This window comes from Janibacter sp. CFPM2_SD2 (assembly GCF_057364645.1).
This window is the reverse complement of record NZ_JBNFOF010000073.1, coordinates 1-13,955: the sequence shown is the minus strand read 5'-3', so window position 1 is coordinate 13,955 and position 13,955 is coordinate 1. Positions and strand designations below refer to the sequence as shown.

General features: G+C 72.6%; 12 protein-coding genes and 2 pseudogenes. 10 read left to right on the top strand and 4 right to left on the bottom strand.

All coding sequences use genetic code 11. The features are described from left to right. Positions 1-139 precede the first annotated feature (139 nt). Positions 140-1,087, bottom strand: a complete 948-nt coding sequence (locus AC2W7J_RS08815) for an MATE family efflux transporter (RefSeq protein WP_485982129.1) — start codon at positions 1,085-1,087, stop codon at positions 140-142. Between the two features lie 124 nt (positions 1,088-1,211). Further along, positions 1,212-1,382: pseudogene (locus AC2W7J_RS08810) on the bottom strand (MATE family efflux transporter); the annotation flags it as partial. 185 nt (positions 1,383-1,567) lie between these two features. Here AC2W7J_RS08810 and AC2W7J_RS08805 point away from each other — a divergent pair. From AC2W7J_RS08805 to AC2W7J_RS08765, 9 genes and pseudogenes are all read left to right on the top strand, one after another. After that, positions 1,568-3,646 (top strand): discoidin domain-containing protein, encoded by a 2,079-nt coding sequence (locus AC2W7J_RS08805; RefSeq protein ID WP_485982128.1) that lies wholly within the window; start codon positions 1,568-1,570, stop codon positions 3,644-3,646. An 88-nt stretch (positions 3,647-3,734) separates the two neighbouring features. After that, entirely contained in the window at positions 3,735-4,727 is a 993-nt protein-coding gene (locus AC2W7J_RS08800) for an AAA family ATPase (protein WP_485982127.1), read from the top strand. Between the two features lie 19 nt (positions 4,728-4,746). Next, the gene (locus AC2W7J_RS08795; RefSeq protein WP_485982126.1) at positions 4,747-5,616 is read left to right on the top strand and encodes a DUF58 domain-containing protein; all 870 of its coding nucleotides are present in this window, start codon (positions 4,747-4,749) and stop codon (positions 5,614-5,616) included. Further along, positions 5,606-6,079 (top strand): hypothetical protein, encoded by a 474-nt coding sequence (locus AC2W7J_RS08790; RefSeq protein ID WP_255184811.1) that lies wholly within the window; start codon positions 5,606-5,608, stop codon positions 6,077-6,079. Before AC2W7J_RS08795 ends, AC2W7J_RS08790 begins: the two co-directional genes overlap by 11 nt. Then, positions 6,079-7,062 (top strand): VWA domain-containing protein, encoded by a 984-nt coding sequence (locus AC2W7J_RS08785; protein ID WP_485982125.1) that lies wholly within the window; start codon positions 6,079-6,081, stop codon positions 7,060-7,062. The genes AC2W7J_RS08790 and AC2W7J_RS08785 overlap by 1 nt, the downstream gene beginning before the upstream one ends. Positions 7,063-7,129: 67 nt before the next feature. Further along, positions 7,130-7,738, top strand: a complete 609-nt coding sequence (locus AC2W7J_RS08780; protein WP_485982124.1) for a vWA domain-containing protein — start codon at positions 7,130-7,132, stop codon at positions 7,736-7,738. Then, positions 7,704-8,045, top strand: coding sequence for a hypothetical protein (locus AC2W7J_RS08775; RefSeq protein ID WP_485982123.1), 342 nt, complete (start codon positions 7,704-7,706; stop codon positions 8,043-8,045). Before AC2W7J_RS08780 ends, AC2W7J_RS08775 begins: the two co-directional genes overlap by 35 nt. Continuing rightward, positions 8,042-8,779, top strand: coding sequence for a hypothetical protein (locus tag AC2W7J_RS08770; RefSeq protein WP_485982122.1), 738 nt, complete (start codon positions 8,042-8,044; stop codon positions 8,777-8,779). Before AC2W7J_RS08775 ends, AC2W7J_RS08770 begins: the two co-directional genes overlap by 4 nt. 92 nt (positions 8,780-8,871) lie before the next feature. Beyond that, positions 8,872-10,376, top strand: a pseudogene (locus tag AC2W7J_RS08765) (CoA-acylating methylmalonate-semialdehyde dehydrogenase). A 98-nt stretch (positions 10,377-10,474) separates the two neighbouring features. Here AC2W7J_RS08765 and AC2W7J_RS08760 read toward each other — a convergent pair. After that, positions 10,475-11,038: a hypothetical protein gene (locus AC2W7J_RS08760; protein ID WP_485982121.1), complete on the bottom strand. Its 564-nt coding sequence runs from the start codon at positions 11,036-11,038 to the stop codon at positions 10,475-10,477. Between the two features lie 61 nt (positions 11,039-11,099). Continuing rightward, entirely contained in the window at positions 11,100-11,906 is an 807-nt protein-coding gene (locus tag AC2W7J_RS08755; RefSeq protein ID WP_427801978.1) for an alpha/beta hydrolase, read from the bottom strand. Positions 11,907-12,337: 431 nt separating this feature from the next. Here AC2W7J_RS08755 and AC2W7J_RS08750 point away from each other — a divergent pair. Next, a partial coding sequence (locus tag AC2W7J_RS08750) for a HelD family protein (protein ID WP_485982120.1) occupies positions 12,338-13,955 on the top strand: 1,618 nt, incomplete at its 3' end.

Here is a 13,955-nt window from a genome sequence, read left to right as displayed (position 1 = left end):
GGCGGCGGCGCCTCGCCGAGGCACTCGCCGCCCAGGGCTGGTACTCCTACGCCGACAGCACCCGCCAGCCGGTCCTCTGACGCCGCCCGTCCTCCGACGCGGCCCGGCCTGACCGAGCCCGTCCCGACGCAGGTCCGGGCTAGCGGGTCGCCCCGGTGACGGCCCACGCATCGCCGCGGACCCGCCAGGCCATGAACCCGCCCCGCACGAGCATGAAGGCCGTGAAGGCGAGCCACAGCGCGACGACCGCCGCCTCGGGCCCGTGGCCGGCTCCCAGCGTGCGGGTCACGAGCACGATCGGCACGTAGGCGAGCAGCACGAGGGTCATCGACATCGCCAGCCAGCGCCCGTCGCCGGCGCCGATGAGCACCCCGTCGACGACGAAGACGTAACCGGCGAGCGGCTGCCCGAGCGCGATGACGACGAGGCCGGCGGCGATCGCGCTGCGCACGGCCGGGTCTCGGTGAAGAGCGCCGGCAGCAGCCCGGTGCAGCGCGAGCAGCCGACGCCGAGCAGCACCCCGCCCACACCGCCCAGCGGACCATGAGGCGGTCGCCTCGCGGGCGCCGCGCGCGTCACCGCTGCCGAGCTGCGCCCCGGTGAGGGCCTGCCCGGCGATCGCCAGGGCGTCGAGGGCGAAGACGAGCAGCGACCAGATCGTCGTCGTCACCTGATAGGCCGCGAGCGGGACGTCGCCGAAGCCGGCGGCCGTGGCGACGGTGAGCAGGATGATCGCGCGCAGCGCGAGGGTGCGCACGAGCAGGGGCGCCCCGTCGAGGGCGGCGCCGAGGACCCGCCCCACATGCGGACGAAGGGAGGCCCCGGCACCTCGTCCCTGCCGCAGGACGACCGCGAGCAGGGCCAGGGCCATGCCCCACTGGGCGAGGACGGTGCCCCAGGCGGCGCCCGCGATGCCCATGCCGAGGCCGAGGACGAGGCCGACCGAGAGCACGGCGTTGGCGCCGAAGCCGACCGCGGAGACGGCGAGCGGTGTGCGGGTGTCCTGCAGCCCGCGCAGGATGCCGGTGGCCGCGAGCACGAGCAGCATGGCGGGCAGCCCGAGCGCGCTCACCCGCAGATAGGTCACCGCCTCGTCGAGCGCGGCCGGTGACGAGCCGAAGGCAGCGGCGAGGGGGGCGGGCGCCGAGCCCGACGACGACCGCCGCGAGCAGTCCGAGGCCCGCGGCGAGCCAGACCCCGCCGACCCCGACCTCGATGGCCCCGCGTCGGGAGCCGGCGCCGAGCTGGCGCGCGACGACGCTCGTCGTGCCGTAGGCGAGGAAGACGAAGACCCCTGCTGCCGTGAGGAGCACGGAGCTCGCGGCGCCGAGCCCGGCGAGCGGCACGACGCCGAGCCGCCCGACGACCGCCGCGTCGACCATGAGGAAGAGCGGCTCGGCGACGAGGGCCACGAAGGCCGGCACGGCCAGCGCGAGGATCTCGCGCGGCCCGACGGTGGGAGCCGGATCGGGGGAGGTCACCCGAGCACCCTACGAGTCGCGCGCCGACGGCCCGTTGCCGCTACGGTGGCTACAGCGTTCAAGTTACCCACGGGTAGGAGTCGATGATGACCAGACCGCAGCGCCGTCGCCCTGGGCGAGTGACCCCCTTCGTCCTGCTCGTGCTCGTGGCCCTGCTCGGGTTGAGCGCCACGGGAGCCGGGGCCGACCCGACCCTGTGGTACGAGCAGAGCAACCCGCTCGCCGAGGACTCCGAGGTGGGCGTGAGCGGCGCGCCGGCCACCGGCACCGGGCCGAAGGGAGAGGTGCGTGGCCTCATCGACGCCCACACCCACCTGATGTCCGACGAGGGCTTCGGCGGCGACATCGTCTGCGGCAAGACCTTCAGCGAGCTGGGCATCGAGGACGCCCTGACCGACTGCCACAGCCACGGAACCGACGGGCGGACCGGCCTGATCGAGAACGTGACGAACCTCGAGGGCAAGGGGCCCTTCGACCCGCACGACACCGATCTCTACCCGACCTTCACCGATGCCCCGACGTGGTCCTCGCTCACCCACCAGCAGATGTACTACCGCTGGGTCGAGCGCGCCTGGCGGGCCGGGCAGCGGGTCATGGTCGCCGACACGGTCAACAACTCGGTCCTGTGCTCGCTGCCGACGCAGGTCAACACGAGCTCGTGCAACGACATGGACGTCGTGCGCCGCCAGGTGAAGAAGACCAAGGAGCTCGAGGCCTTCATCGACGCCCGGCACGGCGGGCCCGGCAAGGGCTGGTTCCGCATCGCCTACACGGCCGACGAGGCCCGGCAGTACATCGAGCAGGGCAAGATGGCGGTGATCCTCGGGATGGAGGTGTCGGCCCCCTTCGGCTGCGGCATGACGCTCGGCGTCTCGCACTGCACGAAGGCGAAGATCGACGCCGGCCTCGACGAGGTCAAGGGCCTGGGGATCCGCTCGATGTACCTGTGCCACAAGTTCGACAACGCGTTGTGCGGGGTGCGCTTCGACCCAGGCACCCAGGGCATCGTCGTCAACGTCGGCAACTTCCTGTCCACGGGGCAGTGGTGGCAGGTCGAGCGCTGCCCCACCGACCTGCACGACAACACCGTCGAGGGCGGGGTCATCCCGCCCAAGGTCGCCGAGCTCGTCCCCGGTCAGGTGCTGCCGATCTACCCGGAGGGGCCGCACTGCAACCGGCAGGGTCTGACGGCGCTCGGTGAGTACGCCCTGCGCGGGATGATGGACCGCGGCCTGCTCGTCGAGCTCGACCACCAGAGCGTGAAGGCGGCCAAGCGGACCATGGAGGTCCTCGAGTCCGAGGGCTATCCAGGCGTCATCTCGAGCCACTCGTGGATGGACAAGCACTTCACCGAGCGGATCTACCGGCTCGGCGGCTTCATCACCCAGTACGGCCACGGCGCCGACGCCTTCGTCGAGGAGGGTGCCGCGGACCGGCCGGTGCGGCAGAAGTACGACGTCGGCTACGGCTTCGGCATGGACATGAACGGCTTCGGCGGGACCCCGCCGCCGCGTGCCGATGCGGCCGAGCGCCCGCTCGTCTACCCCTTCGCGCCGCTCACCAGCCGGGGCACCGTCGAGCGTCAGGTGACCGGCGAGCGCACGTGGGACTACAACCGCGACGGGGTCGCCCACTACGGGATGGTCCCCGACTGGGTGGCCGACATGCGCAGCAACCACGGCGAGCCCGGGCAGCAGGTCGTCGAGGACTTGCTCCGCGGCCCGGAGTCCTATCTGCGCACCTGGTCGGCGACGGCCGACTGGCAGCAGGGCGCCGACCTGACGAAGGGAGCGGTCGCCACCGCGAGCAGCACGGAGTGGACGCTCACCGGCCGGCTGCGCCCGGGCAGTGCCATCGACGACGACCGCTCGACTCGCTGGGCCAGCCGGTGGGGTGACGACGCGTGGTGGTCGGTCGACCTGGGCACCCCGCGCCTCGTGCGGACCGTGACGCTCGACTGGGAGCGCGCCCACGCCAGGGACTACCGGCTCCAGGTGAGCCTCGACGGCGCTGCCTGGCGCACCGTCGAGACGGTCCGCGGCAGCGACGGCGGCCTGGACCACCTGACGATCCCGGCAACCTCCGCCCGGCACGTGCGGGTCGTCACGGACGAGCGGGCGACGCAGTACGGCATCTCCCTGCACGAGGTGAAGATCGGCAGCTGACCCGGGGGAGTGCTCCCCAGTGCCGGGTCGTGGTCCGATCCGTAGAGTTGGCGGCGGACACCAGACCACCACAGCGAAGGGGAGCGACGTGCCGCCCACGAGCAGGATCAGCAAGGACCAGCTGGAGCGGGCCCGTGCCCTCGTCGCCGCGGTCGACCAGGGCTTCGAGTCGAAGGTCGTCGGCCAGCGGCGGCTGCGGGAGACCCTCCTCATCGGTCTGCTGACGAGCGGCCACGTGCTGCTCGAGTCGGTGCCCGGCCTGGCGAAGACGACGGCCGCGCACGCGCTCGCGACGGCGATCGGTGGGTCCTTCAAGCGGATCCAGTGCACCCCCGACCTGCTGCCGAGCGACATCGTCGGCACCCAGGTCTACGACGCGAGCCAGGGCAAGTTCGTCACCCAGCTCGGGCCGGTGCACGCGAACTTCGTCCTGCTCGACGAGATCAACCGCAGCTCGGCCAAGACCCAGTCGGCGATGCTCGAGGCGATGCAGGAGCGGCAGACCTCCATCGGCGGCCAGGTCTTCAAGGTGCCCGAGCCCTTCCTCGTCCTCGCGACGCAGAACCCCATCGAGCAGGAGGGCACCTATGTCCTGCCCGAGGCCCAGCTCGACCGCTTCATGCTCAAGGACCTGCTCGACTACCCGAGCCCCGCGGAGGAGGCCGAGGTCGTGCGGCGCATCGACGCCGGCGTCTTCGACCAGCCGGACCGGGCGATGATCGACGTCGCCGATGCCCGCGAGCTGCAGCGGCTCGCGAGCTCGGTCTACCTCGACAAGGCGATCCTCGACTACATCACCTTCCTCGTCGCGGCCACCCGCACCCCGGGCAAGGTCATGCCGCCCGAGCTGGCCCGCTACGTCGAGATCGGCGCCAGCCCGCGCGCCTCGATCGCCTTCGCCAAGGCGGCGCGGGCCGCGGCCCTGCTCCAGGGGCGCGACCACGTCATCCCCGAGGACGTGCGCCACCTCGCGCACCGGGTGCTGCGCCACCGCGTGCTGCTCACCTACGAAGCCACCGCCGACGACGTGCGCGTCGAGACGATCATCGACGCGGTCGTCCGCGCCGTCCGCACCCCGTAGGGCCGCCATGACGCGGCTGGTGCACAAGGTCAAGGGCAAGCTGTCGATCCACGTCCGACGTCGGTCGGTCGCGCTGCTCGACGGCGGCTACGCCTCTGTCCACAAGGGCCGCTCGATGGACTTCGACGACCTGCGCGAGTACGCCGTCGGTGACGACATCCGCGACATCGACTGGAAGGCCTCGGCCCGCCACGGCTCGATGCTCATCAAGCGCTACGTCGCCCAGCGGCACTTCGAGCTCGTCGTCGTCATGCCCGCCGGGCGCGAGATGGCCGCGACCGCGGCCGGGGGCGAGCCGAAGCGCGATGTCGCGGTCCTCGCCGCCGGGGTCCTCGGCTGGCTCGCCGTGCGCCACGGCGACGACGTGTCGATGATCAGCGGTGCCCCCGGCCGCATCCACGCCACCCGCGCGCGCAGCTCCGAGGGCCATCTCGAGCACCTGCTCCAGGAGAGCCTCGCCCGATCCCAGCCGGACTCGCCCTCCGCCGACCTGCCGGGCCTGCTGCGGCACATCACCCGCAACGTCAAGGGTCGCAAGGTGCTGCTCGTCATCGCCGACGACGGCGTCGAGCCCGCCGCGGTCGAGGACACGCTGCGCTCCCTTCGCCTGCGGCACGAGGTGCTGTGGGTCGACGTCGCCGACCTCGACCCGCTCGGCCTCGACCCCGAGACGCTGGTGCGCGACGTCGCCGTCGACCACCCGCTGCCCGACCTGCTCGCGTCCGACCGGGAGCTCGCGGCCGCCTTCGCGCAGTCCGAGGGCACCCGACGCCACGACCTCGACGCCATGCTCCGGCGCACCGACGTCTCCTCCGCCCGCGTCAGCCACACCGACGAGGTCGTGCCGATGGTCGTGCGCATGCTCGAGAAGAGGCGCCGTGGACGCTGACCCGATCTACCTCGCCCCGCAGGACTACTCCGTCGTCTGGCCGGTCCTGGGCTTCTTCATGCTCTTCGGCCTCGTCGTCTGGGCCATGTGGATCTGGCTGCTCACCCGACCGCCGGAGGGCGAGGACGGGCGCGGCTCGCTCCCGCCGTCGGCCCTGGCCAAGCTGCGCCGCGACGCCCTCGCCCGCATCGACACGGTCGATCGCGAGGTGCGGGCCGGCACCACGACCGCACGCCGCGGCCACCACGAGCTCTCGCAGATCGTGCGCGGCTTCGTCAGCAAGGCGAGCGGCCTCAAGGCCGAGACGATGACGGCGGCCGACCTGCGGGAGCGCGGGCCGGCGCACCTCGCCGACCTCATCGAGCAGTACTACCCGCGGCAGTTCGGCCAGGCCGAGGCCGACCCGCCGAGCTTCGCCCGCTCGGCGTCCGCGGCCCGCGATGTCGTCGGGGGGTGGTCGTGATGGGTCTCGCGTGGTGGTGGCTCACCCTGCTCCTCGTCCTCGCCGTGCTCGTCGTCGCCGGCCTCGGCTGGTGGTTCGCCGGTCGCGACAAGGCGGCGGCGCGACGCGGTCCTCGTCGCCAACTCCCGGCGCCTGACCCGGCTGCCCGCCTACCGGGCGGCGCTGTCGCGCCAGCGGGTGCGCCTCGCCGCATCGCCGGCCTGCTCGCCGTCGTGCTGCTGCCGCTCGCGGTCGCCGCCGGTCGCCCGGGCACGATCGAGACGATCGACCCGTCGAAGAACAACCGCGACATCATGCTCTGCCTCGACGTCTCGGGCTCGATGTACTCGACCGACCGGGCCGTGCTGGAGAACTTCTCCGAGATCGTCACGAGCTTCCGCGGCGAGCGGATCGGGTTGGTGCTCTTCAACAACCAGTCGGTGACCGCCTTCCCGCTCACCGACGACTACGACCTCGTCTCCGAGCAGCTCAAGGGCTATGCGGAGGGCTTCTCGCTCTTCGGCAGCGGCGAGTACGACCCGACCTCCGGCACCTTCAACGAGCGCATCCTCGCCAGCTCGCTCGTGCCCGACGGCCTGGCGAGCTGCGTGCTCAACTTCGACCACGCCGACCAGGAGCGCCCGCGCGCGATCATCCTCGGCACCGACAACGACGTCCACGGCGAGGGTGTCTACACCCTCGACGAGGCGACCCAGCTGGCCAAGGACCGCAACGTGCGCGTCTACGCGCTCAACCCCCTTCCCCTCGGCTCGTCGCACACCGAGCTCTCCTCGGCCACCGAGGAGACGGGCGGGCGGACCTGGGGTCTGGACCAGCCGGGCGCGACGACCGAGGTGACCAACAACATCGACGAGCTCGAGTCCGCCCGCCTGCCCGACGTCGCCCCCGTGCACGTGCGCACCGACCTGCCGCGCGTGTGGATCGTGCTCAGCCTGCTCGGGCTGCTCGTGCTCTACCCGCTGCTGTGGCGGTGGCGCCGATGAGCTGGCACCCGCTCCTGCCCTGGCCGTTCGTCGTCCTGCTCGGCCTGCTGCTCGTCGGCTTCACCGCATGGCGGGTCTCGCCGACACCCACCACCGGCTGCGTTGGGGCCTGCGACTGGCCACCGCCGTCGCCATGGTCCTCACCCTGCTCGGGCCCGCCGTCGACGGTGCGATCGCCCGGCAGGCGGCGAGCGACGTCAACGTCTACTTCGTCGTCGACACGACGACCTCGGCGATGGCCCGCGATTACGACGGCGACCGGACGCGCATCGAGGGCTATCGCGAGGACATGGCCAAGATCCAGGAGGAGATGCCGGGCGCGCGCTTCTCGATCATCACCTTCGACTACGCCGCCCGGGTCGTCATGCCGCTGACCACGGACACCAATGCGCTCAAGACCGCGGCGGAGAACCTCCGGGCGGAGAACAGCCTCTACTCCGGCGGCTCCTCGATCACCGCGGCCCAGGAGCGGCTGCGGCTCACCTCGAGGGGCCAAGGAGCGCCAGCCCGAGCGCTCGCGGATCGTCTTCTACCTCGGCGACGGCGAGCAGACCTCGTCGCAGGACCCGACCCCCTTCGACCTGCCCGACCTCGTCGACGGGGGCGCGGTCCTCGGCTACGGCACCGAGCAGGGTGGCCGGATGGCCTCCACGGATGCCGACGGCGAGCCCGGTGAGGACATCAAGGACAGCCAGGGCAACCCCGGCGTCAGCAAGATCGACGAGAAGCGGCTCGAGGAGATCGCCGAGCAGCTCGGGGTGCCCTACACGCACCGCGAGGGCGGCGACATCGGGCCGGCGCTCACCGACGCCGACCCCGGCGAAGCCGTCGACGGCGAGGGGGCCGGCATCGAGACCTACACCTCGCTCGTGTGGGTGCTCGCGCTCATCATGTCGGGCCTGCTGCTCGCCGACCTCTTCGTCACCACCCGCGAGATCGGCCGGCTGCGCCGCGTCGAGGCCGAGGCAGGAGGCACCCCGTGACCGCCCCCATGGAGCCCCGGCTGCGCCGGCGCCGCCGGATGATCATCGCGACGATCATCCCGGCGATCATCATGATCGTCCTGGCGATCCGCTTCCTCACCCTGCCGCTCTTCATGGGCCAGGCGCAGGACGCCCACGGCGGCGACGACGGCGACGGCATGGTCAAGGCCGCGGAGCGGCTGCACCCGCTCAACCTCGTCGAGCGGTGGCGCGCTCCCTTCGTCGAGGGCACCGGCAAGTCGGTCTCCGGTGACCTCGCCGGCGGCCGGGCCGACCTCGAGACCGCGCTCGAGCGCACCAAGGACCCGCAGGACGACTGCACCGTGCGCACCAACCTCGTCATCACGATCTCGCAGCAGGCCGACGAGGCGAAGGAGGCCGGCGACACCGACCAGGAGAAGGCGCTCGCCGAGGAGGCCCTCACGCTCATCGAGGAGGGCCCCGAGGGCTGCCTCGACGGCAGCGACGACGGCAACGGCGGCGAGGCCGGGCGCAAGCAGCAGGAGCAGAAGGACAAGCTCGAGGAGCAGACCGGCAAGAAGCAGCCGGAGGACCCGCAGGACCCGGGCAAGGACGACAAGAAGGACGACGGCGAGGGCGAGGAGTCCAAGGACCCGAAGCAGAAGCAGCTGGAGGAGCGCAACCAGACCGGCCAGCGCGAGTCGGAGAACGACAAGCGCGAGTCGGAGGCCGAGGGCAGCGGCGGGCCCGACCCCGTCGAGAAGCCCTGGTAGGAGCTGCGCGAGCCCATGGACGAAGGGGGGTGACGCTCCCCCTGTCGTGCGCTTGGATGTGGTGACGAATCCGTCTGCCCGAAGGAGGGCACATGAGCGCCACCCCGTCCGCGCCCACGCGCATCACCCACCTCGTCGGCCACCGGGCGTGGCAGGGGGAGCCGGGCCGCACGAGCGAGGTCTGCAACCCGGCGACGGGCGAGGTCACCGGCACGCTCGACCTCGCCAGCGCCGAGACCGTCGGCGAGGTCGTCGCGTGGCGCGGGAGGCGGCGCGCGAGTGGGGTCGGGCGTCGCTGGCGCGGCGGGTCAGGGCGCTCTTCGCCTTCCGCCAGCTGCTCGTCGAGCACACCGACGAGATCGCCCGGCGATCACCGCCGAGCACGGCAAGACCCATGACGACGCCGTCGCCGAGATCGGGCGCGGGCTCGAGGTCGTGGAGTTCGCCTGCGGCATCCCGCAGCTGCTCAAGGGCGGCTTCTCCGAAGGGGTCTCGACCGACGTCGACGCCTTCTCGATCCTCCAGCCGCTCGGTGTCGTCGGCGTCATCTCGCCCTTCAACTTCCCGGCGATGGTGCCGCTGTGGTTCGTGCCGATCGCCGTCGCCACGGGCAACACGGTCGTCATCAAGCCGAGCGAGAAGGACCCGACAGCGGTCAACCTCATCGCCGACCTGTGGCGCGAGGCCGGGGTGCCCGACGGGGTGGTCAACGTCGTGCACGGGGACAAGGAGGCGGTCGACGCGCTGCTCGACCACCCCGACGTCAAGGCGATCTCCTTCGTCGGCTCGACCCCCGTGGCGCGCCACGTCTACGAGCGCGGGGTGGCCGCCGGCAAGCGGGTGCAGGCGCTCGGCGGGGCCAAGAACCACATGCTCGTGCTGCCCGACGCCGACCTCGACCTGGCGGCCGACGCAGCGGTGTCAGCGGGATACGGCGCGGCGGGGGAGCGGTGCATGGCGATCTCGGTCGTGCTCGCGACCGAGTCGATCGCCGACGAGCTCGTCGCCCGGATCGTCGAGCGCACCCGCACCCTGCGCGTCGGCGACGGCAGCGGCGACGTCGACATGGGCCCTCTCGTCACCCGCGCGCACCTCGACAAGGTGACCGGCTACGTCGAGGCGGGGGTCGAGGCCGGGGCCGAGCTCGTCGGCGACGGGCGTGAAGGCGCCGAGGCGCTCGGGCCGGGCTACTTCCTCGGGCCGACGCTCTTCGACCGGGTGACGTCGCAGATGTCGGTCTACACCGACGAGATCTTCGGGCCGGTGCTCTCGGTCGTGCGGGTCGCGTCCTTCGACGAGGGGCTGCAGCTGATCAACGACAACCCCTATGGCAACGGCACGGCGATCTTCACCCACGACGCGCGCCGCCCGGCGCTTCCAGCACGAGGTCGAGGTCGGCATGGTCGGCATCAACGTCCCGATCCCGACGCCGATGGCCTACTACTCCTTCGGCGGGTGGAAGAGCTCGCTCTTCGGCGACACCCACGCCCACGGCATCGAGGGCGTGCACTTCTTCACCCGGACCAAGGCGGTCACCCAGCGCTGGCCGGATCCGAGCCACGGCGGGCTCGACCTGGGGTTCCCCACGAACGGCTGAGTCGCTGGGGCCCTCGTGGCCGTGTGAGGTTGTGCGCGCCCGTGTCACCGTATGGGGTCACACGGGCGGGCAGATCCTCACACAGGTGACGAAGGAGCTCAGCCGGTGGGCTCGTGGATGAAGGCACGGGCAGCCGCCACGCCCTCCGCGACGTCCCAGTGCGGGAAGCCCACGGCGGCCAGCTGCTCGGCGCTGACGGTCGGACCGGCCGCGACGATCGCCGCGATGGTGGGGCGGTCGGGCGGAGTCAGGCCGTGGTCCTCAGCCTCTGCCTCGACCCAGTCCATGAGCTCGAGGACGGCGTCCTCGTCGCACATCACGGGGACGAAGTCCCACTGCGCGTCCTCGTCGGGGTCGAAGGCGTCGTGCGTCCAAATACCATCGGCCCAGGCCTGCGCGGCGTCGATGGCATCGCACTCCTGCGGCAGCGATGGGTGCTGCAGCCCCTCGAGCCACCAGGCAGGTCGCCCGTCCATGACCACCGGGGCGCCCGCGGTGAGGTCTGCGGACTCGGCCCCGCGGTCCCACAGGAAGAGCAGGGCCCGGTCCTCCGGCAACATGGCCAGCGCGCACCAGCTGCCGCCGAAGTCATGCAGGAATCGCAGCCCGTCCCGGCACCAGGCGCCCTCGCGGCCGGAGGCCGCGGCAGAGGCCGCTTGCACGGCGGCCACCGCCGCCCAACGATGGCTCAGGTCCTGTGGGGTTGGCGCGCTCTGGGGTGCCTCAGATGTGGTCATTCACGAAGGCCATCACGTCGTCGAGGACCTCTTCGCGGTTGGTCTCGTTGAAGATCTCGTGGCGGGCGCCGGGGTAGCGCTTCGAGGGGGCGCCGTCGGGGGCGATGTGCGCCCAGCCCTCGTCGCTGCGGTCGATCGGGACGAGCTGGTCGTCGGCGCCGTGCAGCCAGATCGTCGGGACGGTCAGGCGGCCACCGCGGGTGATCGCCTCGAGGGTGGCGCGCAGCGCGAGCAGGGTCGGGCGCTTGAAGTCGCCGTGCCAGACGAGCTCGTCGGCCTCGTAGGCGCGGCCGACGTCGGGCTCGCGGCTGAGGGTCGTGATGTCGATCGGCGTCGGCGGGATCTCGTCGAGGTCGGCCAGGGCCGTGGGCTCCCAGGAGCCGAGCACCGGGCCGGAGAGCACCGTCGCGGTGAGCGTCTGCGGGTACCGCTGGGTGTAGCGGGCGGCGATCATGCCGCCCATGGAGTGCCCGATGAGCACGAGCGGCAGGTCGGGGTGCTCCTCGTGGGCGCGCTGCACGAGGAGGTGGAGGTCGTCGACGACGCCCTCGAAGTCCTCGACGAGCACCCGCTCACCCTCGCTGCGCCCGTGGCCGACGTGGTCGTGGGCGTAGACGACGGCGCCGTCGGCGGTGAGCCGCTCGGCCACCCACTGGTAGCGCCCGACGTGCTCGCCGTAGCCGTGGGCGATGACCGCCACCCACGTCGGGTCACCCGGCGGGCTCCACAGGGAGCCGATGAGCAGGCCGGCGTGGCCATGGGTCTCGATGTCCTCGGGCGGGATGGAGCTCACGGGTCCTCCTGGGTGACGTCGGTGTCCGGCTCCAGTCTGTCAGCGGACCCGGGGCGAAGGGGGTTGGGGTGACGTCCTGTCCGTGGGAACAATTCGCCACGTCGTGCGTTGGACAGGGCCGCACTCGAGGACAGGGGACCGCGTGACCGCAGGCAGGACCGACCACACGACCACGCAGGACGCGATCGGTGAGGAGCAGGAGGCGCTCGACGCGGCGCACGCGCGCCGGGGCGAGGTGATCGACGAGCTGGAGGGACGGCTGCGGGGCAGCGCCCGGGAGGACTCGGTGGCCGCGGCCGCCATGCGGGCCACCCGGCAGCGCCTCGCTGAGCTGACGCAGGCCGAGCAGGGGCTGGTCTTCGGGCGCCTCGATGCCCGTGACGGCAGCAGCCTGCGCATCGGACGCGTCGGCGTCCCGGCCGCCGAGGACGATGCGGACCCGCTCGTCGTCGACTGGCGGGCGGAGGCGTCGCGCCCCCTTCTACACCGCGACCGCCGTTGCGCCGCAGGGGAACTCGCGCCGCCGGCACATCCGCACCGAGGGGCGGCGGGTGGTCGCGGTCGACGACGAGCTGCTCGATGGCTCGACCGACGGCGAGCTGGTCGGCGAGGGCGCGCTGCTCGCGGCGCTCGACGATCGCCGCACCGGCCGGATGGGCACGGCGGTGGCCACGCTCCAGCGCGAGCAGGACGACATCGTGCGGGCGGACCCGCGCGGCGCGCTCGTCGTCCAGGGCGGCCCCGGCACGGGCAAGACCGTCGTCGCGCTGCACCGGGTCGCCTACCTCCTCTTCGCGCAGCCGCAGCTCGCCCGGGCGGGCGTGCTGGTCCTCGGGCCCTCGCAGCGCTTCCTCGACTACATCGGCCACGTGCTGCCCGCGCTCGGCGAGACCGCGGTCGTCTCGGCGACCTGCGAGACCCTCCTGCCCGGTGTCCGGCCGGGGCGAAGGGAGGAGCGTCGCCTCGCGGAGATCAAGGGACGGGCGCTGTGGCAGCAGGCGCTCGCCGACCGCGTCGCCGGGCTGGTGCCACCGCCTACGGACCTGACACTGCACTGGGACGGCGAGGACTACCTCGTGCCGGCCGCGACGATCGATCGGCTGCAGCGGGGCGCGCTGTCGGGCCGGTCCTACCACTCGGCACGGCGGGTGCTCACCGGCCAGCTCGTCGACGTGCTCACCGAGCTCGTCGCGGAGCGGGTCGTCGAGCTGCTCGCCTCGGCGGAGGAGGGATTCGAGGAGATCCTCGATCGGGTCGACGCGAGCCTGGCGCGAAGCGACGACCGCGGCGCGCGGACGCAGGGCTCGAGCGGCTCGGTCGACGGCGAGCTGAGCGAGGACGAGGTCGAGGAGCTGCGTCGGCGGATCGAGAACGACCCCGGCCTCGCCGCCCGGGTCCGTGCCTGGTGGCCCGAGCGCGACCCCGCAGACGAGCTGCGAGCCCTGCTCGGCGACCGGGCGGCGCTCGCTGCCGTGCCCGGCCTCACCGACGACGAGCGCGACCTCGTGGCCGCCGAGCCGACTCCCTTCGCCCCGAGCGACATCGCCCTGCTCGACGCGATGTCCGACCTGCTCGGCGAGGACGCACCCCGGGTGACGCAGGGAGACTTCGTCGCCGATCGCGCTGCGGCGCAGCGGGACTGGGTCTACGGCCACGTCGTCGTCGACGAGGCGCAGGAGCTGTCGGCCATGGAGTGGCAGATGGTCCTGCGCCGCTGCCCGGCCGCCTCGATCACCGCGGTCGGCGACATCGACCAGACCGAGGCGCCGCACGCCCACACGACGTGGGAGGGCGCGCTCGGAGAGGTGCTCACCGACCGGTGGCGCCGCGCCGACCTGACGATCTGCTATCGCACTCCGCGCGAGGTCATGGACCTCACCGGTCCGGTCCTCGAGGCCGCCGGCAGCACCAACGAGCCGCCGCGCGCGGTGCGCGGCAGCGGTGTCGAGCCGTGGCAGCGCTACGTGCCCGAGGCCGACCTGGCCGCCAGTGCCGCGGCCGAGCACGCGGCACTCGCCGAGCGCTGGGACGGCGGGTCGGTGGGCGTCG